Origin of the sequence: Arthrobacter antibioticus, assembly GCF_030063205.1 — a bacterium.
GTDB lineage: Bacteria > Actinomycetota > Actinomycetes > Actinomycetales > Micrococcaceae > Specibacter.
Genome location: NZ_JASISQ010000009.1, coordinates 65036 through 86025 on the forward strand (window position 1 = coordinate 65036; position 20990 = coordinate 86025).

31 protein-coding genes are annotated in these 20990 nt (G+C 52.6%); 17 read left to right on the top strand and 14 right to left on the bottom strand.

The window, feature by feature from the left end; genetic code table 11:
• Positions 1 to 13 precede the first annotated feature (13 nt).
• Both QMG40_RS15745 and QMG40_RS15750 read right to left on the bottom strand, forming a co-directional pair.
• Entirely contained in the window at positions 14 to 187 is a 174-nt protein-coding gene (locus tag QMG40_RS15745; protein ID WP_283532068.1) for a hypothetical protein, read from the bottom strand.
• The gene (locus QMG40_RS15750; protein ID WP_283532069.1) at positions 184 to 510 is read right to left on the bottom strand and encodes a hypothetical protein; all 327 of its coding nucleotides are present in this window, start codon (positions 508 to 510) and stop codon (positions 184 to 186) included. The genes QMG40_RS15745 and QMG40_RS15750 overlap by 4 nt, the downstream gene beginning before the upstream one ends.
• A gap of 252 nt (positions 511 to 762) precedes the next feature.
• Here QMG40_RS15750 and QMG40_RS15755 point away from each other — a divergent pair, with 252 nt between their 5' ends.
• The 10 genes from QMG40_RS15755 (at position 763) to QMG40_RS17450 (ending at position 8216) form a co-directional block, all read left to right on the top strand.
• A complete protein-coding gene (locus QMG40_RS15755; protein ID WP_283532070.1) occupies positions 763 to 1716 on the top strand; it encodes an ABC transporter ATP-binding protein in 954 nt (317 codons plus the stop codon).
• Positions 1706 to 2476: an ABC transporter permease gene (locus QMG40_RS15760; RefSeq protein ID WP_283532071.1), complete on the top strand. Its 771-nt coding sequence runs from the start codon at positions 1706 to 1708 to the stop codon at positions 2474 to 2476. The genes QMG40_RS15755 and QMG40_RS15760 overlap by 11 nt, the downstream gene beginning before the upstream one ends.
• Before the next feature lies 1 nt (position 2477).
• Positions 2478 to 3161 carry a Rossmann-fold NAD(P)-binding domain-containing protein gene (locus QMG40_RS15765; protein WP_283532072.1) on the top strand — a complete coding sequence of 228 codons (684 nt, stop codon included), beginning with the start codon at positions 2478 to 2480 and terminating at the stop codon, positions 3159 to 3161.
• A 15-nt stretch (positions 3162 to 3176) separates the two neighbouring features.
• Complete coding sequence (locus QMG40_RS15770) at positions 3177 to 4208, top strand: TOMM precursor leader peptide-binding protein (RefSeq protein WP_283532073.1); 1032 nt, start codon at positions 3177 to 3179, stop codon at positions 4206 to 4208.
• Between the two features lie 28 nt (positions 4209 to 4236).
• Positions 4237 to 5538, top strand: coding sequence for a YcaO-like family protein (locus QMG40_RS15775; protein ID WP_283532074.1), 1302 nt, complete (start codon positions 4237 to 4239; stop codon positions 5536 to 5538).
• Between the two features lie 11 nt (positions 5539 to 5549).
• Entirely contained in the window at positions 5550 to 6383 is an 834-nt protein-coding gene (locus QMG40_RS15780) for a SagB/ThcOx family dehydrogenase (RefSeq protein WP_283532075.1), read from the top strand.
• 299 nt (positions 6384 to 6682) lie between these two features.
• A complete protein-coding gene (locus QMG40_RS17440) occupies positions 6683 to 7048 on the top strand; it encodes a CPBP family intramembrane glutamic endopeptidase (protein ID WP_459253030.1) in 366 nt (121 codons plus the stop codon).
• Between the two features lie 15 nt (positions 7049 to 7063).
• On the top strand, positions 7064 to 7867 hold the full coding sequence (locus QMG40_RS15785) for a class I SAM-dependent methyltransferase (RefSeq protein ID WP_283532076.1): 804 nt from the start codon (positions 7064 to 7066) through the stop codon (positions 7865 to 7867).
• Positions 7848 to 7973: a plantazolicin family TOMM peptide gene (locus QMG40_RS17445; protein WP_459253028.1), complete on the top strand. Its 126-nt coding sequence runs from the start codon at positions 7848 to 7850 to the stop codon at positions 7971 to 7973. The genes QMG40_RS15785 and QMG40_RS17445 overlap by 20 nt, the downstream gene beginning before the upstream one ends.
• Positions 7974 to 8081: 108 nt before the next feature.
• Entirely contained in the window at positions 8082 to 8216 is a 135-nt protein-coding gene (locus QMG40_RS17450) for a plantazolicin family TOMM peptide (RefSeq protein WP_459253029.1), read from the top strand.
• A gap of 344 nt (positions 8217 to 8560) precedes the next feature.
• On the opposite strand, the gene QMG40_RS15790 is transcribed toward QMG40_RS17450, so the two are convergent.
• Positions 8561 to 8869, bottom strand: a complete 309-nt coding sequence (locus QMG40_RS15790) for an ArsR/SmtB family transcription factor (RefSeq protein WP_283532078.1) — start codon at positions 8867 to 8869, stop codon at positions 8561 to 8563.
• A 229-nt stretch (positions 8870 to 9098) separates the two neighbouring features.
• On the opposite strand from QMG40_RS15790, the gene QMG40_RS15795 reads away from it, so the two are divergent.
• The 3 genes from QMG40_RS15795 to QMG40_RS15805 all read left to right on the top strand — a co-directional run bounded on the left by QMG40_RS15795 (position 9099) and on the right by QMG40_RS15805 (position 10817).
• Complete coding sequence (locus tag QMG40_RS15795) at positions 9099 to 9311, top strand: hypothetical protein (RefSeq protein WP_283532079.1); 213 nt, start codon at positions 9099 to 9101, stop codon at positions 9309 to 9311.
• A 320-nt stretch (positions 9312 to 9631) separates the two neighbouring features.
• Positions 9632 to 9928: a transposase gene (locus QMG40_RS15800; protein ID WP_283532080.1), complete on the top strand. Its 297-nt coding sequence runs from the start codon at positions 9632 to 9634 to the stop codon at positions 9926 to 9928.
• 43 nt (positions 9929 to 9971) lie between these two features.
• Entirely contained in the window at positions 9972 to 10817 is an 846-nt protein-coding gene (locus QMG40_RS15805) for an IS3 family transposase (protein WP_349361627.1), read from the top strand.
• 89 nt (positions 10818 to 10906) lie between these two features.
• On the opposite strand, the gene QMG40_RS15810 is transcribed toward QMG40_RS15805, so the two are convergent.
• The 7 genes from QMG40_RS15810 to QMG40_RS15840 form a co-directional block, all read right to left on the bottom strand.
• Positions 10907 to 11143, bottom strand: coding sequence for a hypothetical protein (locus QMG40_RS15810; RefSeq protein WP_283532082.1), 237 nt, complete (start codon positions 11141 to 11143; stop codon positions 10907 to 10909).
• Positions 11144 to 11361: 218 nt separating this feature from the next.
• Positions 11362 to 11577, bottom strand: coding sequence for a hypothetical protein (locus QMG40_RS15815; protein ID WP_283532083.1), 216 nt, complete (start codon positions 11575 to 11577; stop codon positions 11362 to 11364).
• 112 nt (positions 11578 to 11689) lie between these two features.
• On the bottom strand, positions 11690 to 12241 hold the full coding sequence (locus QMG40_RS15820; RefSeq protein ID WP_283532084.1) for a hypothetical protein: 552 nt from the start codon (positions 12239 to 12241) through the stop codon (positions 11690 to 11692).
• A 302-nt stretch (positions 12242 to 12543) separates the two neighbouring features.
• Complete coding sequence (locus QMG40_RS15825) at positions 12544 to 12921, bottom strand: RidA family protein (RefSeq protein ID WP_110107732.1); 378 nt, start codon at positions 12919 to 12921, stop codon at positions 12544 to 12546.
• Positions 12918 to 13610: an SDR family oxidoreductase gene (locus QMG40_RS15830; protein ID WP_110107730.1), complete on the bottom strand. Its 693-nt coding sequence runs from the start codon at positions 13608 to 13610 to the stop codon at positions 12918 to 12920. Before QMG40_RS15830 ends, QMG40_RS15825 begins: the two co-directional genes overlap by 4 nt.
• A gap of 354 nt (positions 13611 to 13964) precedes the next feature.
• Positions 13965 to 14741, bottom strand: a complete 777-nt coding sequence (locus QMG40_RS15835; RefSeq protein ID WP_170121025.1) for an aminotransferase class IV — start codon at positions 14739 to 14741, stop codon at positions 13965 to 13967.
• 158 nt (positions 14742 to 14899) lie between these two features.
• Entirely contained in the window at positions 14900 to 15313 is a 414-nt protein-coding gene (locus QMG40_RS15840; RefSeq protein WP_283532085.1) for a winged helix-turn-helix transcriptional regulator, read from the bottom strand.
• 81 nt (positions 15314 to 15394) lie between these two features.
• On the opposite strand from QMG40_RS15840, the gene QMG40_RS15845 reads away from it, so the two are divergent.
• Positions 15395 to 16195 carry an NAD(P)H-binding protein gene (locus tag QMG40_RS15845; RefSeq protein WP_283532086.1) on the top strand — a complete coding sequence of 267 codons (801 nt, stop codon included), beginning with the start codon at positions 15395 to 15397 and terminating at the stop codon, positions 16193 to 16195.
• A gap of 169 nt (positions 16196 to 16364) precedes the next feature.
• Here the strand turns inward: QMG40_RS15845 and QMG40_RS15850 are convergent, their stop codons facing one another.
• Positions 16365 to 17417 carry an SDR family oxidoreductase gene (locus QMG40_RS15850; protein WP_110107722.1) on the bottom strand — a complete coding sequence of 351 codons (1053 nt, stop codon included), beginning with the start codon at positions 17415 to 17417 and terminating at the stop codon, positions 16365 to 16367.
• A 96-nt stretch (positions 17418 to 17513) separates the two neighbouring features.
• On the opposite strand from QMG40_RS15850, the gene QMG40_RS15855 reads away from it, so the two are divergent.
• The 3 genes from QMG40_RS15855 (at position 17514) to QMG40_RS15865 (ending at position 19192) form a co-directional block, all read left to right on the top strand.
• Entirely contained in the window at positions 17514 to 17828 is a 315-nt protein-coding gene (locus QMG40_RS15855) for an ArsR/SmtB family transcription factor (RefSeq protein WP_283532088.1), read from the top strand.
• 232 nt (positions 17829 to 18060) lie between these two features.
• Positions 18061 to 18408, top strand: a complete 348-nt coding sequence (locus QMG40_RS15860) for a hypothetical protein (RefSeq protein ID WP_283532148.1) — start codon at positions 18061 to 18063, stop codon at positions 18406 to 18408.
• Positions 18409 to 18634: 226 nt separating this feature from the next.
• Positions 18635 to 19192, top strand: a complete 558-nt coding sequence (locus QMG40_RS15865) for a hypothetical protein (protein ID WP_283532089.1) — start codon at positions 18635 to 18637, stop codon at positions 19190 to 19192.
• Between the two features lie 73 nt (positions 19193 to 19265).
• Here the strand turns inward: QMG40_RS15865 and QMG40_RS15870 are convergent, their stop codons facing one another.
• From QMG40_RS15870 to QMG40_RS15880, 3 genes are all read right to left on the bottom strand, one after another.
• Entirely contained in the window at positions 19266 to 19568 is a 303-nt protein-coding gene (locus tag QMG40_RS15870; RefSeq protein ID WP_110107711.1) for a hypothetical protein, read from the bottom strand.
• Positions 19569 to 19704: 136 nt separating this feature from the next.
• Positions 19705 to 20142 carry a hypothetical protein gene (locus tag QMG40_RS15875; protein ID WP_283527112.1) on the bottom strand — a complete coding sequence of 146 codons (438 nt, stop codon included), beginning with the start codon at positions 20140 to 20142 and terminating at the stop codon, positions 19705 to 19707.
• 237 nt (positions 20143 to 20379) lie between these two features.
• Complete coding sequence (locus QMG40_RS15880; RefSeq protein ID WP_283532090.1) at positions 20380 to 20811, bottom strand: NUDIX domain-containing protein; 432 nt, start codon at positions 20809 to 20811, stop codon at positions 20380 to 20382.
• Between the last annotated feature and the right edge of the window lie 179 nt (positions 20812 to 20990).

Consider the following 20990-nt stretch of genomic DNA (forward strand, 5'->3'; position numbering starts at 1 on the left):
TTCCCTTACGGTCTTATTCTTTGAGGCTGCGTAACGTGTCAATGACCTTCGCGTCCTCGATGGCCCGCAGGGCCGGCAGTCGTGTTTTCCAGGCTCGGTAGGTTCGTGCGGCGACCTGCACCCCCTGCTCACGCAGAGAGGTACAGATCGACTCTTTACACATGATCTTTGCATCGCTGTTGGTCAACGAAACGGCAGATTAGCGGCGGCGAGGGTCGAGCTCCCTCGTGAAAAAATCGATGCCGCTTTCAGGATTTCGTTAGCTTCCGTCAAGTCCCGATTTTCGACCCGCAACGCCTTGAGCTCATCAAGTTCAGCGGTCGTCGGCCCCTCCTTCACACCGGTATCGACCTGGGATTGGAGCACCCAGCGCCGCAATGATTTGGGGCCGACATCAAGCTTCGGGGCCAGGGCCTTGCAGGCTGCAAACACGGAGGGATATTCGGAGAGTCGGTCATTGATCATCCGCACGGCACGGTCGGAGACTTCGGCAGGGTATTTTTTGGGCATGGTTGCTATCTTTCTCAAGAAAGACAGCGGCATCAAATCTGGGACAGTTCACTAAAGACTATTCGAATGGTCAGTTGACCGCCAAAAAGCGAGTTTTTCTGGCAGAAACAACCGAATATTACTGCCCTTTTGGTTAGTTTGATGCAGAAATTTCATCTGTAGAATCTTCTTTCCAAGGAGAGGCCCCACGAGTTTCTAGTTTTTCTGAGCAAGGTCATATATGCTCTTCGAAACAACTCAAAAGTACCGAAATTGTGGCGTAAAGTTTCAGTTTTAACATTTTGGACAAATCTCTTTGGGGTAAATTTGGCTATTGCTGTGGCTATAAAAAATTTAAGTCGAAACTATCGTGAAGTTAAAGCTCTTTCAGAGATTAATCTTTCACTGGAGTCTGGTGAAGTTCTTGGGCTTCTAGGTCCAAATGGTGCGGGAAAGACTACTTTAATTCGTATCCTTCAAGGCGTTTTGCAACCGAGCCAAGGATCAGTAGAAATCTGGGGGTCAAACCCTAGCGCGTCTTTAGTGCGTACGAAATGTGGTAACACACCACAGGACGATGCCATTCCAGAAGGACTCACTGTTAACGAAGCCCTATCTTATGTGGCACGACACTACCCTGCGCCTCGATCTCTTGGGTCAATCCTCGAGCAATTTAGAATCCAGGACATTGCGAAACAACGTATGTCGAAACTCTCGGGCGGTCAACGAAGACGCGTGTCAGTTGCCATGGCATTCATTGGCTCCCCATCATTAGTACTGCTAGATGAACCAACAGCGGGGCTCGACGTTCAGGCGAGACGGGAAATAATTGAAACTATCCGATACGAGCTTTCTCGGGGAGTTACTGCCGTCATTACGAGCCACTATCTTGACGATATTGAGGCATTGGCAGGAACTGTAGCGGTACTCCAAGCTGGCTACTTGCGCACATCAGGTCCATTGGACAAATTTGTCGGAAAAACCGATGATACCGTCATAACAATTCACAGTCTCTTTCCATCACAAGTGGCAAATTTTTTCTCTGATCTTGATAGGTATGATATTCAAGATAATCTCATACGTGTCAAAACGACTCAACCCGAACTGATACTTCACAATCTCCACACGTCTTTTGTAGAATTTGAAATTCGCTCCTTAGAGCGTGGAAATCTTGAAGAAGCTTTTGTTGGTCTCTTGCGAACAGACAGGAGTTCAAGTGACAGCTGAAACAGTCAATACTTTCCGACTTGGTCTCACACATGCCCACTACCAGTTCCTGGATCGGATTCGATCGCCATTTAGTTTGGTACTCGGGCTCGGGGCGCCTGTAATGACCTTCACATTCTTCATCGTGCCACAACGTGCACTTGCAAACGACCCAGGTATCGCAACCGCGGCACTTGTGGCGTTCTGCGTTTTTGCAGTCATGGCAAACTCCCTTTTTGGATTCGCAGTAGAAATCGCACAGAATCGGGAAAAAACGTGGGGCGTATTTCTAAAGTCGCTTCCGGGATCAGTTTTGTCAAGATTACTGGGCTACGTGCTTTCCGCTGGATCGCTGGCGATTCTTTCAATTATTCCGCTACTAGTAGTGGCGTTCCTGACCACTGAAGCCCGCATTGATGGAAAATTCTGGATACCCGGTCTATTAACACTCGTACTTACCAGTGCTCCCTTTATGCTGATAAGCGCCGCAATTGGTTTCATTGTCTCTGCACGTACATCGGTTGCTATCGTTCAGGTGCTAATGCTTGGTCTTGCTTTTGCAGGCGGGCTATTTATGCCACCGAGCGCGTTTCCTCCATGGTTGGATGTTGTTTCTACTCTCTTGCCTTCGAGAAGCGCACTGGAATTGAGTTTGTGGGCCGCCACCGGTGGGAGCTTCCCTATAAATCACGCATTGATTTGGTTGGTTTGGATGATAATTTCCTTGGCAGCAGCCTTGGCATGTGCAACTTGGGACCGTACTAGAAGGGAGAGCCGATAACGTGGCTGTTAAATATTGGGGAGCCAGATCTGAGATTTTTACCAGTCGCTTTGATCCGTCACTCAACATGCAGATCGCGGATCTAGCTGCGCCTGGAGGTCCACTAGACAGCGACGATTGTCCTAAGTGGTGGGACGAGAAAGCGCCCACCATAATTCTTTCTATTCGAAGATACGACCTCAATGACCAGCTGGGTGTTAGAGAGGCGAGGATTCTGGAACGTGCTTCACCGGCAGTCATTCTACGTTGCTCTCCATTGGACAGGAGTATTCCTATTTATAGAGAGTGGTCTTCGTATGGGGGCCTGTTAGCGACGTCCTTTGACCCAACGGGTGTTGCATGGCTTGCTCTGGATGACCTAGTAGCCGCAATGACAAAGATGTCATCGGCAATTGAGAATAGAGCCGGCAAAGCCTATGACATCACCGGACCTCGGAAGTTTTCTATGAATGAAATGGCCGATATATTTGCCAATCAACTGGGCTCTAGTGTTTCCGCAGAGTATGTATCCCCTGAGGAAATGATGAAGTACTTGGTTCAGAATGGCGTCGATAAAGAATTCGCTAGATGGACCGTAGAGCTTCAGGCCGCAACCTCGGATACGCGTTTACCGGATTCCTCCACCACATTAGAGCGAATTTTGGATCGACCACTCACAAATCCTTTCGATTCTGTAAATATTTAGTTAGGAAAGATAAGTATGGTTTCTCTTCTATATTCATTTTCATTGCAAAAATCACTTGCCGTAGGCAAGGAATCAGTATTTGCATTGGAGAGTGAGCATGCAATCAGACTTAGCGCTGCTGGCATGCCAGAATTTATAACAAAGCTGAACGAAATAGGTCTTGATGCAGAATCAGGATTATCATGTGCTGAGCTATGCCACGCACTCAAAGTCAATGAAGACGAGCTTCAACCGATGCTGGACAAGCTTGTCGAAGTCGGAGTCCTAACTGTAAATGATGGGGCTAGCACCTCCTTCGCTGTGCTTGCTGCACAACGATCCGGTGGGGGCCATAAGCCTGCTGATGTTCAAGCCAATCTTGATCGAACATCTATCAGGATTCTTTCCAAGAGAGACTCCCCACTTACAGATGCAATCGCTGCTGCCTTGAATCGGGTTGGGGTGAGCGTGTCTGATAGCGAGTCTGCGGATTTGACTATTGTTATAGGAACATCTGCACTCGATACAGATCTCTTCGAATTCAACCAAAAAGCCTTGTCGGACATTGCGATCGGACCGTGGCTAGCCGTAGTACCCTTCGATGGTGGAAATGCCTGGGTTGGGCCATTCCAACTGCCTCACAGATCGGCATGCTACACCTGTTATCGTCTACGGCGGTCAGGCAACTTTGGTGATGAAGTCGTTCGCGGAGAGCTACTCGAGCTTACCGGTCTTCCTACTCCAAATTCCGTTATCCTCGATCACCCGGTCACTTTAGTCCAGGCAGGTATCGTCGCAAATATTGTGTCAGATTGGGCTGCACTAAGGGAGTATGCGCCATCAGCTATCCCAGGTGCGGTATCGAGGATTACTCTTGACACATCGGGAATTTCGGTTGATTCGAGTCGTGTTCTGCGAGTACCTCGCTGCCCAGAATGCTCGCCCGCCCGAGATATAGGATCTCCTCAAGTATGGTTCCATCGGGCAGACACTGATCTTGATTTCGAACATGAAGTCAACATGAGTATTGGAGTTCCTGTGGGTGCTTCGGGGTCTAACAATGAGTAGTTGGACTGCGCTTAAAGATTCACATCGAGTGCTAGAGACATTTGCTGACCCTTATGTAGGTCTAGTAAGTCAAGAATATGAGAAACTGAATGACTTAGACGATGTTCGTGGCTTTTCCTTCGGATCCCATGCTACAGATTCGCTTCACCTTCTGGGTGCCCGGGGGAACGCCTATAACGGTGGGGGAGCTAGGAGCCGACTAGCTGCTCGTCTGGCTAGCATTGGAGAAACTGTCGAGCGCTATAGTGCCGCTTACCTTCCAACTATCTCGGATGATTTATTCAAGGATAGCCAAGCTTCGGTGGTAGGCAAGGGCGGCGAAGTCTGGACGCCAGAGACACTCGGCCTATTTGCCCCAGAACAGTACGATAGCCCGGGATTCAAATATAAAAGGCTTCCACAAAATACCGATATTGTGTGGCGAAGAGGAGCTAACCTATCCACAGGAACTGAAGTTCTGGTTCCAGCCCAGTTCCTTTATTTTGTTCCGGATTGGCCAGGCGAACCGGTCTTGGGATATGCGACAAGCAACGGGCTGGCTTGTGGAATTCAAGATGTTGAGGCTTGCCTCTCCGGACTTTTTGAGGCAGTCGAGCGCGACGCATTTATGATCGCATGGTACAACAGGCTAAGTATGCCTCTAATCGACATCGAGTCCTCTCCGATCCTTTCGGCACTTGTGAATCGGCATGTTGAGACTACTGGGCTGAAATTGGAACTGATTGACATGAGTGCCTTTTGTGGGTTACCTGCAGTGGTCGCAATTGTAAGAAATCCCAATACCAGTGTCGCACCATTCGCTATTGGAGCGTCATGTGCTGCGACTATAGAACGCGCAGCTGAAAAGGCTATGTTTGAAGGCTTACACACTCGAGCCTGGATAAAATCTGAGCAGAGAGCAGACAACGTTCTCTTTAGTGACGATTGGACTAGAGACATTAATAGCTTTGAGGATCATGTGAAGCTTTACGCTAATCCGGAATTCACGCACCATGCAGATTTCTTGGATGCATCTGACAAGCGAACTAGGGTCGAGGATATCCCGAGATTCGATGACAGTGATCCCGAAATACTTTGGGAAACCCTAGTCTCACATTTGACGAACCGAGGACTGGAAGTGGGCGTCTTTGACATGACCAGTCCCGACGTCCGCGAGGGCGGCGCCTCAGTCATGAGAGTTTTGATTAAGGGTCTGATGCAACTGGACGCTCCTTATGGAGGACGAATGTATGGGGGTGGACGTGTACTCAAACACGCTCATGACCTAGGTATCTCAACAAAAGTACTGGCCCGTGAAGAACTCAATTCAATTCCTCATCCATTCCCATAACGAGGTAAATCGTGACTGATATTAAGAGAACAGATATAGACCGCCACGCTACGAACCTGGCTGACGTCGTTTATGGCAATGAATCCCTCCGATTTGACGACGCCGGTGAGAACTGGTTCGAGGCCACCAAAATATACAGGGACTCGATGTCGTGGGACGCCCCAGGGGTCGGAGCTCTGCTCAGATCTCAGGCGTTGCAGAAGATGAGTCAGCGAGCGGGAAAACGCTATACCAACCGGCCCGTCGTGCGGCTTCCGAAGGCCGCGGAAACGAAGGCTTCGTTTACTGATCTGCTAGCCAATCGATGGAGTGATGATGAATTTGCGCCAGGTCCCGTTAGCCTTGATGTCGTAACCGCCGTTCTTGAAGCGGGATATGGTGTTATTTCCAGACGAGACGGGTTACGTCGTCCTGTTCCTTCGGGCGGTGCGTTGTATCCACTGGATCTCTACTTGCTCCCTCGAAATGTCGAGGGTCTTGAGGACGTGATCTACCATTATGATCCTTTCCGTAGACTTCTGGTCGCTCTGGGTGATTTTGACGATTCAGAATTCTTGAATTCAACGCTTCGGGCCGATGCGCTCGAGAACATGGCATTCTCGGTGGTTGTATCAGCTACATTCTGGCGCTCTCGTTTCAAATACGGTCCTCGAGCTTACCGTTTCGCCTTTCTGGAGGCGGGCCATATTATGCAGAATATGCTTCTCATGGCGAACGCGCATGGCATAGGGGCCAGGCCTTATGGAGGTTTTATCGATGACGAACTAACAGATATTCTCATCGACCAGAATGGAGTGGATGAAGCTCCTATTTATATGCTGACAGCAGGCCGGCGTGTTGAATGAGTTCTTCCACCGCGGTGCTACTTGGCGCCACGGCCTGTGTACATTTGGCCCTCCCGCTACTCCTTCGCCTGCTAGCAAGGAACAAACGTGCGGGAGGCTTATGTTCATGGGGGCGAGCACAGTATCTCTATGATTCGTTCACCTTTGCGCTAGCTCTAGTAGCTGTATGTATCGGGTCGCGCGTCTTGGGAACCGTGGAATCTATGTGGGGTCCTCGCCCAATTTTGGGTGGAGTAGTCGGTCTCCTTATTGGAGGCTTACTACCTTTTTTGATAGCGGCACTGCGCGGTCGCAGGTTGATGTTTTCCAGTGGGCTTCATGAAACCAAATTGAGTTTGCAGTGGTTGATAATGAGCGCGACCGGCGAAGAAATCATTTGGAGATGGGTGGCCGTTCAGGCCTGCATATCTCTGGGTTTTTCGAATATCACGTCTTACTTCATTGCTTCAGTCGGTTTTATTGTGGTTCATATTGTGTCTTTTGGAATGAGATCCGTTCCATATATATCGATATTCACCATATGTGTGGCCCTTGTTGCAATGGATGGGGGCTTGCCAGCGGCCATTATCATGCATGTAATGCACAATCTTGTTATTTCAAGAACGGTTTCATCTCATGTTGTAGTCAGAAATGAAGTTGTCCCTCCTCGTACCTCTGAATGGTGATAAAGGTAACTAGTGATGAAATCCTTGCCAAGAAGCTCTCGCCGAAGGAACGCCATACGGTGGTTTGAAGACGAAGATCTTTATCAAATAAGTTCTGCTGTAGATGACCGCGAATCCGAATTCAGTCAGATTCTTGGTCCAGCCTTTGCCTTGGACCGGTTTGAAAGACTCTTCGGGCGGCCTGCGCGTTCTGTTTTAGATGCGGGCTGCGGCAGTGGCGCCATGCTTCAAGAATTCAAAAGACTTGGTGTCGTAAATTGCCATGGCTTTGACCCGTCTACTCAAGCGGTTCGTATGGCGGAATGTTCATCCGAAATTGTTTGCTGGGTAGGTGAGGCTGAAGAGGCTAGCACTTATGACCATTTGACCGTGCAACCTGACGTGATTGTTGTACACCTCACATTGGCTTTGTGGTCAGATCCGGTCCAGGGGCTAATCAATCTAGTGAGTGTCTTGCCTGAAGAGGGATTGATTTACGTTATGGATTTATCGAGTGATGCCGAAGGCCTCATTAAGGCAGGTAGGAATGAGCTCGAATGCGATTATCTCCGGGATCAAATTGATTCATCTTTCAACCTGACGGAAATCCAAGGGGTCCTTGCGATGGCTGCGCCCGGCTTGGAGATTGAGACTGGAAATGGTCCGATTGGTGGATTTAACCTGCCCGATCAAAAGGCCCAAGAATTATTGATGGGTTTTAGAACAATGGCCGCTTTGCGGCAGATTTCAACCATGGCTGGATCGGTAGCACCAGATGAGTGTTTCCTTAGTGGTTGGATATTGAAAGGAGGTGAATTGAATGAACGTTCCGTCAGTTAGTCAACTGCGCATCACAACCCATGGGCCGTCGAATGAGCTTTTTGAGCCCATGGCCGCTCGCTGCACAACGACTACTCTCATTTCAACGACTTGTACGTGGGCTTAGCCTGATGTACGAGAGCAGTGCGCTGGTGGACTGATTTGTCGAGTAAGATGTGTCTCCGCTGGTAACTGTTTTCTATGTATCCAATATCGAATCTAGAATTGAGAGGAGGTGGAAGATATTAATATTCCTTCAGTAGTCGAATTGAGTATTACGACACACGGGCCTTCAATTGATTTGTTTGAGCCAATGGCTGCCCGTTGCACGACAACTACGTTGATTTCTACAACTTCATGTTGGGGATAGTTATCAACCGGCATAGTTCATAGGTCTCATTCACGCATTTGGCGATACGTTCGAGATTCAAGAATTATGTTTTACGGTAGTAGTGGAAGAGTCCCCGCGCTCGGTTCGCGGGGACTCTTCTATGGGAGTTCAGTCAGCGATTTCTCAATAACTGCGAGTCTTTCATCGATGGAGTTTAACTTGGTGGTCACTTCATTGATTGACTTGCTAAACTTATCTGAGCTTTCGGCTTGAGCTGTTTTGGTCTTGGACCAGGACGAGACGCTGTAGGCGGAGTAGCCTAGAGTCGCGATTACAATAATAATTAGAGGAATCCAAAAATAGTCCATGACTTATCCTATCGATTAATCTGATTCAATCGTCAGTGACTGATGAATCGATTCGTTTACCGTGTCAATGTTGATAATTAGGTTGAAATTAACGAGTTCGTATTCTTTAATTGCTTGTCCAGTTTTTGACAGCTTGAGGTCTCCTTTTACTATTCCACAGTCTTCAAGTTTGGCTAGATGCATATATAGAAGTGGTCGTGATATTCCTACGCGACGCGCGAGTTCACTGACATGCAATGGACCGTCTGTTAGCTCAGCGATCGCCCGAAGCCTAGTTTCACTGCCTAAAGCAGAAAGAGACTGGACCAACTCTTCGAGTTTCATAGCGCTTCCCATCGTTGTCATAATAAACTTACATATGTAGGTTCTTGGTGTCAACATCTAACTGGAAATTGCCTAGATCCCGCGTTTCTTGGTCCGACAGAGGGCGGTGCCATACCCTCGAAGCAACAACATAGTTGAATAGAGGAGTCGCTAGTGGGGCGCAAGGCGTTGTCGTTTTCGGATCGGGCGGACACTAGTGATGGCCGCATGTGCCTTAGGCTGTGACGCCGTGTACGAACGCGGATACATCAAAGTCAACCAACAAGGGGTCATCGAAAAAGGCCCCCGCCCAGCAATGACCAATCACCTCACAGCCTTCGTCGAGGACCTAGTGGGTAAAGACGTCTCAGCGTTTACGGAACACACAGTGAAGTACTTCGCCTGGCACCGAAAATGGCACAACCAAAAGATTCAGTCTCCGACACCAGCGCACGTCCAGTAAGTCCTCTTATACCTCCATGTGCATGACTGATAGTAATGACTGACCGACCAGAGCCTTCTTTCGCACGCAGACAGAACACTCAACTTCTGGCATAGCTTTTGGGACACGCAAGTTACGCAGAATCTTGGTGTGTGTCGTGGGGAGATTGTCCCAATGGGGGACTGTTCCAGTTCTAAGGAAGTGGAACGGTCCCTGTGGACCGGTCTTTTCTCAGATTGCGAGGATCGATACAGGGGGGCAGGCTATTGTGCAGTTGCGTTCTATGACTACCAACTGAGGTGTATTACTGATGTGAGACAGTCTTTGAAAGGATTGTTCCCATGTCTTCTCGACCAACCTATTCCGATGAGTTCAAAGCTGATGCTGTTGCCTTGGCTGAATCCTCTGGCCGCCCTTTAGCTCTTGTAGCTGCTGAACTCGGCATCTCCCTGACCGCACTCAAACGCTGGATCAAGCTCTCCCACGAGGGCCACGAAGGCGGCGGCCGGAAACCTGATTTACCCGTGGATACCGCTAAATACAAGGCCATGGAAGTGCGGCTACGTGAGCTTGAACGGGAGAATGAATTCCTAAAAAAAGTTTCAGCGTGTCTATCGCCAGAGAACAACGGTAGATGACCTCTATCGTCTTGTTCAGCAGCAGGAGAACGCTGGAGAAAAAGTGGCCTGGATGTGCCGAGAACTACGCGTCCCACGGTCGTCGTATTATCGCTGGAAAGAAGCACCAGATACGCCCACAACCATTCGCCGCCGGGAGCTGACCGATCAGGTGGAGACTGTCTTTAAATCCTCCGACGGGATCTTTGGCCACCGCATGGTCCACGCAAAACTCAACACAGCCGGTGTTGATATCTCCGTGGGAACGGTGGCCTCGATCATGGCGGAGAATGGCTGGGCAGCCAGACGAATGCGGGCTTTCAGACGCACCACCATCCCCTCAGACCCGGAGAAAGTCTTCAAAGACTTGATCGGCCGAGACTTCACCGCTGCAACTCCAGGCACCCGCCTAGTCGGCGACATCACCTACTTGCGCACCGGTGAGGGGTGGCTGTACCTGGCCACCGTCATCGACCTATGCACCCGTATGATCGTTGGCTGGGCCATGGCAGATCACATGCGTGCCTCCCTGTGTGTCAGCGCGCTGACGATGGCCAGAGACCGCGGCCATCTACAACGTGGTGGAATTTTTCACAGCGATCATGGCGTGCAATACACCTCCCGTGAACTTGGATCCTGGTGCACTGGCAACAGCATCCGCCAGTCCATGGGAGCCAAGGGCGTATGTTGGGATAATGCCGTGGCTGAGTCAGTCTTCTCGTCCCTGAAGAACGAGTTCTACCACCACTACAGCTTTGACACCCGCCAAGAAGCCAGGCGGGCCACCATGCGCTACATTGAGGTTTTCTACAACCGGTGGAGACCACACACCCACAATGACGGCCTACCGCCGGCAACGGCCATGGCCAACTTCACCACCCAAAACCAGCAACAACACCTCGCTGCCTAACCCAGAAAAAAACTAAACAACTGTCCCAGATCCTTGACACACCTCAAACACCCCAGCCCGTCCGCGATGTTGGTTCCGAAGCGGACTGGCTACTCTCTCGCAGAGCTCTCATCGTTCGCGGTCTGCTCTATCCAGTCGATTGCCTCATCTGACAGTGAAAGTCCGTCGCGCCCGGCGTCGTGAATCCAGGAATCATCCGCCGTGGGCTGGCCTGCAACAACCGTGATCTGATCCATAATGTCTGGTGGGACGACGTCGCCGTTGTTGTCGATCAACCGTTGTTGGATTGAAGAGTCAAGTTGCGGCCACCAGTCCTGAATATTCATGGTCTCATTCTGACACCGCCCTGGCCGCAATGGGAACCTTATCCGGACAGTCGCCTGTGGTGGTGTAATTTCGCTACTATTTGCTGCACGCTGGCCATACGCTGAAGCACGCGGTAGGCCAATTCGTGGCGGAATCATGAACCTCGCCACCCACGAACTTTTTCCTGGGTGGTCGGTGCCTCATATGTCGGAGAAATTATGAACAGAGAAAGAAAAACCTATGCTTCGATGATCATCGTGGCGCTTTTATTCGTGGCATTCGCCATCTTTCTTTTCTTGGAGGGTCCTTCAACGCTACCGATACTGATCCTGATCTGCGCGGCCGTGCTGTGCTCAATTGGTTTGTGGGGCTCATTGAGAAACAGGAAAAAGTAGTCAAGATGCCGTCCGTAGCTTGAGGCGATCATGGCACGGCCACTATTCTTATCCGACAATCCAGACCTCGAAGGTCAGCAGTTCTATTTGGGAACGTTGACTGGGACAGCGAATACCAGCCTGCGACCCATATTCAGTGCCCTGGCTCACCGGACACACTGCCAGAAATGTCTACGGCGCCCCCAAACTCGCCTGACTCGGGCCCCCGACCAGAGACTCCGCATCAACCATGGGGTTACCCTGGCGATTCAAGATTTCGCCGCTGGCTGTAGTGAACTGAACATCAATGAAACTCGCCCCAGTGTTTGACGGGGCGATTCCTACGACGATTTTCAGATCGCTACGACCCGGTATATCAAATGCGGCTAATGACACGATCGTTTCATCTGTCAGAGTCAAGCTTCCACCCGTGGCGACGTCAGGTGCACCAATAATGAAGATAGAATCGCGATCTGTTTCCCCCATATTACAGATTTGTGTGCCGACGGCGGCGAGGACAGAACCGTTACAATAGCCGTTAAGCTTGCCGGTGACCTTAACCTCGTAATCGCCGTCCACATTCGGTTTTCCGGCGACCCATATAGTGGACTCCGCTGTCGTGCCTACATTATGGAAACCAGTAGCGGTGAGTGTCTCCTCTGAGGATGGGGCACAGCCGACTAGTACAGACGCTAAGATAGCCAGTCCGGCCAATTTGGGTTTCATTCGACGCCTAGAGCTCATTCGCTTTCCCCTGTTCCTTTCCAATCACCCTAGACTGCCCAACAGTGCTTCAAGGATTTGTAGACAATCTCTTGAGGCCTTGTTCTTGCCAGCGCGCTGCAATCTCCTCGATTGCCCTTGGTGACACCTACAGGAAAGCTTGGCCAAAAACGACCGATTTTGGAGGGCTGGCCAGTTCGAGGTGCATGTCATTTTTCGAAGGCGACTGTACTGAGTGTCCGAAGTCCGCTTCTGTACGCCAAAGTGCCCTCAGGGAACGGTTTACGGGACAAGCTGATGTTTATCAAAAGTAGACGAGCCGCTCAGCTTTGCCGAGACTTAGCTTGGTCTGTGCGGCGCGCTGCGATGGCTTCGATTTCGACTAGGAATTTCGGATCGATGAGTGCGGAAACTTGCACGAGGGTGCTGGCTGGTTTTGGATCTTCGAAGAACTCGCCAATGACTTCGCGGAGCTGAGGCAGATCGGCCATATCGGTGAGGAAATAGGTCAGTTTCACCACGTCAGCCAGGCTGTAGTCCTCTGCATCTAAGATGGCGGATAGCTGTTGGAAGACCACTCTCGCCTGTTCGCGGATTCCACCGTCGACGGGTTTTCCTTGTGCGTCCAGCGGTATCTGTCCCGAAATGAAAAGTAACGGGCCATCGGCGGTGCGGGTTTGACTGAAGGCGGGCGGGGTCATTTGTGCACCTGGTGTGCCGGGTTGATGTTGATCGAATCGATCGCGGCATTGCTTCCGAGGTCAAGGGCGGACAGGACCACTGATGCCACTTGGGTCGGATGTATCCATGCCCCGCCGTCGTATTCCTTTTGCTCCCAGGAATGCATTTGTTCCTGCATGGGTGTGTCGACACGGCCCGGATGCACCGATGTTACCCGGACGCCGCGCGGTCCTTCTTCTAGACGGAGTGCGTCTGCGAAAGCCCTCATACCGAATTTGCTGGCACTGTAGGCACCTGAGCCAGGGACCGAGCGGTGACCCAGTCCGGAATTCACCATGACTAGGTGACCGGCGCTTTGGCGCAATTGCGGCAGCAATGCCTGCGTGAGCGCCACGGGGGCTAGGAGGTTAAGTTCCAAGCTCTCCCGCCACTGGTCCAGGCTAAGTTCTTCGACCGTTCCCAGGTGGAGAACTCCTGCGCTGTGAATTAAGACATCTAGGTTTTGCACGCCCGAAGTGACAGAAGCGATGCCGGATTCCGTTGCTAGGTCCCCGATGAGCACCTTGGCGGAGGGCAAACCGGCCGCGAGGTTTTCCAGCGATTCACGATTGCGTCCTGCAAGGTAAAGGTGGAACGTGGGCGCCAAAGATTCGGCGATTGCCCGTCCGATTCCGCCTGATGCTCCTGTAATGAGTGCGGTTCGTTCCATCAAAATACCCCATAGTTCGTTGTGTCATTCATTTGGACCCTGTACGTAACGCCCCGGTCTGTCACCCCATGGGTGGTCGTACTTCTAGGATGCTTGGCGCGCACCCTGCGGCATTGCAGTCAACACTAGGGCTGCGGGTAGAAGCTCAACTCCAAGACTGCATGTGTTTTGGCTCACCTAGGCAAAAGTGACCGCTACCGCCGCACTTTCTGGTTTAGAGAATGCAGTCCCTGTCGCTTTCCGAAGGCGACTGCACTGGTGTCCGCAGTCCTCTGCACTGCGATTGTGCGTCCGTAGGCGGAACCTCCTGTGGGACACGCAGGTGCGGATTCGTGAAGGCCGACCGCCTGATTGCTAGATGATGTCCCAAGGGCTAGATTCGTAAACATCCGCGATGGCTTGAACAGGGGCCTCATCATTGAACACAACAGACCCGATCCTTGAGACGCCGACTACACCGACAGAATTCGTGAGGAGCGCTCCGGAGAATCCTGATATATCGTTGAGTGTGACGGACTGTCTCCGGGTCCTGATTCCTGCTTCAGCTAGGGCGGTATCGAGCATCTGCCAGGTGATGCCATACAGCGACGGTGCTGACGGCCACACGAGCGTTCCATCGGCTTCAATGAAGGCGATATTGGCGGTGGCTGTTTCGGAAATCTCGCCGTCCGCTGTTGTGAGAAGCGCGTCGTCGAAACCTTGTCTTGTTGCCATGCGACCAAAGTACAGCTGACCAAAACCGCCTACGTGTTTGATATGCGCGGCGGGACGCTGATAAACGATTGGAAGAAGGCCAGTTGGTGCACCGGCCGGTGCGACGGGTGGACGCAACGCGGTCATGACCTGCACGTTCCCCGGATCGCTTTCGAAGAGAGTCACGCGAAGGTATGAATTAGGTGCATCACTCGCGGCTTCCCGGACTCTGTCGAGGATGAGCGCTGGATCAGCGATGGTTCCGTAAAGCTCGGCGTGAGCGGATTGGAGGCGATCAAGATGGAGGGAAAGCCCTCGTACTCGCCCGTCGCGAATCTGCATCGCTGTAAAGTGCCCGTAGTTGACCAGGGCGAGTTGTGCAATTGCGTTGTCGAGTATTTCAAGGCCGTCAACTCTGATACTTACACTGTCTGTCATCATCTCAGCCTATGGCAGGGCAGATGCATGTAACTCGGACCGTCCGTAACTTGCAACAAAGAACTGCTTGGGCCGGTGGTCGTGCAGTTCCTACAAAGGGAAGGCCCTTACCGGGACGGATTTCAGCTCGGCCGTCAATCGGCAATTGGCAATTGGAGCTAGTGGATCGTATGGTCCGGGTTGGCGACATCGTAGTCGGTGCGGGAGTTCGCGATGTCTTCCCGGTGTGCAAGAGACCAGTCTGCGAGTTGCTTCACTAGGTGGGTAAGGCTGGACCCTAGGTCGGTGAGTTCATAGGTGACTTGTGCCGGGACGGTCGGGAAGACGGTCCTGGCGACCAGCCCGTCACGTTCCAGTCGGCGGACGGTGAGGGTGAGCATTCGTTGAGATATGCCGTCGATGGCGCGTCGCAGTTCCCTGAACCGCCGGGTGCCTGAGGCGAGTTCGACAATCACTAAGACTGACCATTTATCCCCAACTCGGGTCAGTACGTCCCTGATGCCGCAGTCGGGATGCTCTTCCTTTCCGCAAGGTTCGAGCAGTGCGGTTACTTCCATGTGCCCCTGTGACATCAAAGTGCCTCCTTGTGCGTTCTTCGGTGGGTACTGATGATGATCATAGTTACTTTTCAGAACCACAGTTAGGAATGCCTCATGATTTTAGTTACCGGTGCTTCGGGCCAGCTGGGCAGCGCCATCGTTGAATCCCTGAAGGCGGCAAGCTTGCCCCATATTTCGGGTACACGCAGCCCTGTCGTTGGTTCCAGTGATCGCTATGTGGATTTTGACGACCCTGACACCCTTGATCTCATCGGCATTGAAACTTTAGTGCTCGTTTCTGCAGGCTATGCAGAGGATGACATTGTCATTGCCCGCCATGAACGTGTTGTCGCAGCCGCGCAGCGCGACGGGGTGCAGCACCTGATTTATACGAGTCTGGCCACCGCTGGAGACCATCTGGGCTTTGCGCTGGCACACCGTTGGACCGAGCGCCGCATCCAGGAAAGTGGATTGCAGTGGACGATTCTCCGCAATGGGATCTATGCCGATCTGCTCGGTTCGTTGATGGCACCGGATGACGGCGTCATCACTTCACCGCTGGGCAAGGGTGGCGTGGCCGTGGTGACCCGGGAGGATCTGGCAGAAGCAGCCGCTGTTGTGGCGAGTAAGCCTGAGAATCACGCCGGGAAGATCTACGATCTGGTGGGTTCCCACGCGATCACGGCCGAAGAGGTCGCCCGGTATGCAGGACTTCCCTACAATCCTGAATCCCTGAATGTACGGCGAATGACACTTAATGCCAGCGGTATGCTGCCGTTTCAGCCAAGCATGCTGCTCTCGCTGTACTCGTCCGCTGCACACAGATTCCTGGAAGGTACGGGCAGCGATCTGCAACAGCTGCTTGGGAGGCCCCTAACGGATACGGTCCCGGTTGTGGTTGCAGCACTTCGATAGCGACAAGCACTAATGGGGAGGTCCTCACCAGCTGAGCGAACTATGAAAAGTGCATTGCACGGAAGGGGAATCCTAAATGGGGCCGATTGACGCGGACGTAGCTTGAATAGCGGCCGCGTCAGGGCACCCTCTAGGCATGCGCTTGGGCGATGGGGTTTCTGCCGTGTGACTACGGAATCAGTCGCTGGTCTCGGAGGCTCTGGAAGATTCTCATGAACATCGCTTCGCTGTCGACATATGTGTGGAAACCAGCACGCCTTGACTTCGAGGTGTCGGCGATGACGTCGTAGTCCCATGCAAAGACGAAGTCACCAAACTGCCAGGAGGCCACATCGGAGTATGGTGTCTTCTCCAGCGCGTGCTTCGTGACCATTGATTCCCAGAGGTCGAATTTGTCCGCCATCACCTCGTTCAAACTCATCTGCAAGGGTGGTGCTACGTCGAGGTCGAAGAACGCCGCAATTTTGGGCCACATTGAGGACCACCGGAACATGTCGCCATTGGTGATGTTAAATGCTTGGTTTTTGCTGCCGGGGTTCGTCGCAGCCCAGACGGTCGCTTCTGCCAACAGCCCCGAGTCCGTCATTTCGATCAGGCTCGTGTAGGCCCCGGGCTTGCCTGGGAATCGGAAAGGAACGCGGAGTTCTTTGCTGATAGAGGCGTACACGGCAATGACCATGGCCAGGTTCATGGGATTGCCGAGTCCGATGCCGGCCACAACCGAGGGTCGGAGTGCGGACCACGACCACGTTGCGTTGGCCTGTCGGCGTTCAAGGAATTGTTGCTGGTCGACGTTGAATTCCGGCGGCATGTGCGGGGGATCATCCTCACGAGCTGGGGTCGTAAACGCCCCCAGATGAGCACCGTATACCTTGTAGCCTTGCATTAGGCTGATGTGTTCCAGGTTCGGGGCCACTGGCTCGATCGCGTCGACGACATTGGTCAGCATTGCCAAATTCGGCGGTACCAGTTCCGCCCAACTGGCCCGATCCTGATATGCCGCGTAGAAGATGTGCGTGACTTCGGTCAGTCTGGAGAGCTTCAGTGCGGCGTCTTCCTTGTCCAGGAGGTCAACAGCGATATGCCGAACCGAGCCCTGGCTGACACCTCCCCGCCGCGACAGTCCGATGATCTCCCACCCACCGGCGCGGTCGAGGTGCTCGATCAGATTGCCCCCGATCACACCCCGTGCTCCAACGACCAATGCAGTTCTCGTAGCCATGAAATTCCTTTCATCGTAAAAACGTGATTTAACGATCTAAGTAGTATCACATAATCGTAGGATCGCGATATTACGATCTGGAGGTATGCTGGAGGCATGGGAGAACTAAATGACGATCAACTGGTGAGCGCGTTCAAGGCCCTCGGTCACCCAACTCGCTTGGAGATTCTGGGCTGGCTCAAGGACGGAGATTCGTTTCCGCCGCAAGATCGGCCAGCGGAGGAAGTTGGGGTGTGTTTGAAGCACATCCAGGCTCGTGCGGAAGTTTCCCAATCCACCGCCTCGCAGTTCATGGCGACGTTGCAACGCGCGGATCTTGTGATCTGTACCCGCATCGGCCAGTTCTCTCACTACCGACGCAATGAGCAGACCATCGCCGAGCTCAGCAAGGCCATCGGCAGCGACGTCTAAGTGCCCTGTTGTCATAGGATCGCCGTACAGCCACAAACAAGCTGGCGCTCCTACAGGTGACCGCAAGTCGAACCCTTACAGGTCACCTCGGGTGACAGAGTCAAGCCCTAGCAGGACGAGCTGTCTTTCGCCTGCTGGCAGACTGGACCTGTGACCTCACCCATGATTGCTTCTCTGACTGCCATCAATTCGCTCGTTGAGAATAGCAAAGGACTGATTTGAAGTGCGACGAATGCCACTAAGAGGATGGCTTACATTTTCCTTCCTCTCCTTCCTTGCCATCGGTGTTACGTATTTCATCGGGATATTCGCCTCCGGCAAGGACATTGACGAGACATGCGCGAAGTCAGGCCAGCTGCTTGACAATACCTATCGGGCGCAGAACTGGCTAGAACCAGGGCAGTTCTTCCCTTTACATAACAAATGCAACGCCGCTTATGACATGATCCCGGTCTGGGTCAATCCTGCTCTGGTGATCTTCGCCGTTCTAACGGCCACATTTGTCTGCGCGTTTATCGTCGCGGCAGCCAAACGCTTGAAAGCACACCGACGAGAAAGCCAAGTTTCAAACAATCCCTGAAACCTGTGGATCGCAGCAATAAATGGGGCTTTTTCGCAACGCTGAATGTCATCCCCGGGTGCCCGCAAGAAACCCTCTGTGGGAAAAGGATTAAGTGGCGGCAGTTTGGGGTGAGAATTCATGGCACTATATTGGGTCCCGGCCAGCGGGTCCACGAGTCATCACCTTCCTAAACGATCGAAGGTAGCAGGCTGCTTTTCGCGTGTTCTGGCGGTAGTGTCGCCATATGCCCGCGATCATAGAACCGAGAAGCAAACTGATTCCGGATCCGGCCACAGTTGCTGCCCTGGTGGCTCAACTGGTGCAAGGAACTTGGCCCAGCTCCGATCAGGAACAGGAGACCCTATTCAGGCGCCTCCACTTCAAAACCGGAGAACGCTTGGATCACGCCTCGGACGAATCATCTACGGCATCATTCACCCTCCTCACTGAAGTGCCAGGCATTTCCTTCGCCTCATGGGACTCGTTTCGTGGCAAGTTCCTGGGCGTCCACTTTCACCTATATGCCTTCCCTGAGGCGCAGGCTTCTGCGAGCCTCCTAGGCCACGACCTCGTGTCGAACAATTTGACGGATCTCTATGGCCAGCCAATAAGGCCGTGGGAAGACGAAGAAGTGCCCCCCAGCATCTGGAAGGCAAATGGCCGCGAAATAGTCACCCATCTCTTCGCCATGCGCGACAGCACCCTGATGCTCAGCATTTCCGATGAAGTGCTTGCTGCGGATGCCGAAGCAGAAGCAATCAATAGGTCCCGCTCTCCAGGCAAGAATGAGCAGTCCCCATAGGGGGAACGCTGAGCGGGCACGATAGTGGGCAGGAGCGTGTTTCTTTTTGTCGAAGGTCAGCATGACTGTGCAGTCATTGCAGGAAGAAGGGGTCCTGAGCCGAGGGTGAGCCCTCCTGTGTTGGTTCCCATCCGCGCAGCCGAGCCATGCCGGTGCCGCCTTCGTAGCTGTACTCGACCCAGATCACGACGTAGCGTCCACGACGGTTAGCTTCTGCCCACGCCAGGACATCGTCAATGCTTTCCGCGTTCTCCAGACGGTTCTCGTAGCTGGCGCGGGTTTCGTCCCAGAAGTCCACCCTATATACGGGACGGGGCTCTTCCTCGCTGACATATCGAGGGTCAACGCCAGTGACCTTCAGGTTTTTCGTGCCCATGAGCACACTCTACGTGCGCGGCTAAGCATTCGTCAGAGGCCCACGAATTTCAATTGAGGAACGTCCTGCGGGACTAGTTCGACTCTAGTGGCTGTCAGTCAGTCGCGTTGAAGTTCAGGTCACCTGTCGATGGGCTTCAGAAATCGGTAGTGAGGATGTTCTCGTGAATTTTCTTCCAACCGGAATCCTCGATTTTTGATGTGTCGTAGCCATCGGATACAAGCATGGTCGACTTCTGGTCTGGACCGGTGGTGTTCAGTAATTCACCGGAGCGAGGAATCCCTGTACTGCATGCCGCGATCGACTGGCCTGGTTTTTTACTGGGGTAGATGGCGACACAGAGTGTTTGGCTAGCCGCGTCTCGTCCAAGGTAGTACTGCTTGCCGTTTTCCTCGGCAACGAGTAATACTTTTTCGATGTCCAGGTCAGGAGCAAAGGACAGTTCCGCGGGCAATGTGTCGCTAGAAGTGGCTGGGCGTTCCAGAGCGTTGAAGACTGGTTCGCTGGAACATCCCGACAGCAGTAGCCCCGAGATGGCAGAGGCGACGAAGACGAACGTAAGTCGGTTTCTCATGGACTAACCCCCAGTTAGCGCTGTTCAACAATGTCTTGAGCTTGCAGCCTACCCTTTTTGATCTGCCTCTTTCGGGCCGCGCCATGTTTTTGTGGCCAGAAAGAGGCTGCGATCGTACCCCATAGGCCACTCGGCACTCGGTCTACAGGAAAACCAGCCGGCGGTTTTATCGCCGTTGCGTATTCCTAAGGGGAAGCTCCTTCGGGACGCCGTAGGCAGTTGATCTAGGCCTTTCGATTATTTGATTGAGTCTTCCCAAGCATAAATAAGTGCCGTGGATCCTTCCGGGTACAGGGGCTGCTCCATACAAGAGATGTTGAACCAAGCGACTGTACTTCCCTCATCCAGAACGTACAGTTTTGAGTCGAGCGAGATCGAGTCGATTTCAGCAGACTGGACGCCGCAGACATGAACTATCTCATGCCCGGGTTTTCCCTCGTATTCAAAAAAGTTCTCGATGACTCCGAGTAACTGAACTGCACCGAGTTCGATTTCCAGTTCCTCAAGGAACTCCCGTCGCAGCGCTTCCTCGGCGGTCTCGCTGAACTCGATTCCACCGCCGATTGCGCGCAAGTAGTCCGTGCCCTTCACAGCGTCGTGCCCTACTTGCGCGAGAATGTGGCCATTTTTGATCGGCAAGCCCACAGCAAGGTTCCGGATTGAAGACATGATCTCAACTCTACATTTCCGGGACTGATCAACTGATTTTTCACAGCATCCTTGAAGGCATGGGAGTGCCCACGGGGGAACCTTGAACGGAACAGATTGACACCTGCGATGTCCTGGCGCCAGGTCCGCAGCAAGTGAGTCCAGCCGGTCAGAACCTGCGGGCCGGAGGCTAGGGTCCG

Coding starts and splice junctions, on each gene's coding strand:
- QMG40_RS15860 (WP_283532148.1), top strand. CDS start 18,061: ATGCCACTAAGAGGATGGCTTACATTTTCCTTCCTCTCCTTCCTTGCC.
- QMG40_RS15800 (WP_283532080.1), top strand. CDS start 9,632: ATGTCTTCTCGACCAACCTATTCCGATGAGTTCAAAGCTGATGCTGTT.
- QMG40_RS15845 (WP_283532086.1), top strand. CDS start 15,395: ATGATTTTAGTTACCGGTGCTTCGGGCCAGCTGGGCAGCGCCATCGTT.
- QMG40_RS15840 (WP_283532085.1), bottom strand. CDS start 15,313: ATGTCACAGGGGCACATGGAAGTAACCGCACTGCTCGAACCTTGCGGA.
- QMG40_RS15880 (WP_283532090.1), bottom strand. CDS start 20,811: ATGTCTTCAATCCGGAACCTTGCTGTGGGCTTGCCGATCAAAAATGGC.
- QMG40_RS15750 (WP_283532069.1), bottom strand. CDS start 510: ATGCCCAAAAAATACCCTGCCGAAGTCTCCGACCGTGCCGTGCGGATG.
- QMG40_RS15770 (WP_283532073.1), top strand. CDS start 3,177: ATGGTTTCTCTTCTATATTCATTTTCATTGCAAAAATCACTTGCCGTA.
- QMG40_RS15870 (WP_110107711.1), bottom strand. CDS start 19,568: ATGGGCACGAAAAACCTGAAGGTCACTGGCGTTGACCCTCGATATGTC.
- QMG40_RS15875 (WP_283527112.1), bottom strand. CDS start 20,142: ATGAGAAACCGACTTACGTTCGTCTTCGTCGCCTCTGCCATCTCGGGG.
- QMG40_RS15830 (WP_110107730.1), bottom strand. CDS start 13,610: ATGGAACGAACCGCACTCATTACAGGAGCATCAGGCGGAATCGGACGG.
- QMG40_RS17440 (WP_459253030.1), top strand. CDS start 6,683: ATGTTTTCCAGTGGGCTTCATGAAACCAAATTGAGTTTGCAGTGGTTG.
- QMG40_RS15835 (WP_170121025.1), bottom strand. CDS start 14,741: ATGACAGACAGTGTAAGTATCAGAGTTGACGGCCTTGAAATACTCGAC.
- QMG40_RS15820 (WP_283532084.1), bottom strand. CDS start 12,241: ATGAGCTCTAGGCGTCGAATGAAACCCAAATTGGCCGGACTGGCTATC.
- QMG40_RS15855 (WP_283532088.1), top strand. CDS start 17,514: ATGGGAGAACTAAATGACGATCAACTGGTGAGCGCGTTCAAGGCCCTC.
- QMG40_RS17445 (WP_459253028.1), top strand. CDS start 7,848: ATGAACGTTCCGTCAGTTAGTCAACTGCGCATCACAACCCATGGGCCG.
- QMG40_RS15865 (WP_283532089.1), top strand. CDS start 18,635: ATGCCCGCGATCATAGAACCGAGAAGCAAACTGATTCCGGATCCGGCC.
- QMG40_RS15825 (WP_110107732.1), bottom strand. CDS start 12,921: ATGACCCCGCCCGCCTTCAGTCAAACCCGCACCGCCGATGGCCCGTTA.
- QMG40_RS15785 (WP_283532076.1), top strand. CDS start 7,064: ATGAAATCCTTGCCAAGAAGCTCTCGCCGAAGGAACGCCATACGGTGG.
- QMG40_RS15810 (WP_283532082.1), bottom strand. CDS start 11,143: ATGAATATTCAGGACTGGTGGCCGCAACTTGACTCTTCAATCCAACAA.
- QMG40_RS15850 (WP_110107722.1), bottom strand. CDS start 17,417: ATGGCTACGAGAACTGCATTGGTCGTTGGAGCACGGGGTGTGATCGGG.
- QMG40_RS15790 (WP_283532078.1), bottom strand. CDS start 8,869: ATGAAACTCGAAGAGTTGGTCCAGTCTCTTTCTGCTTTAGGCAGTGAA.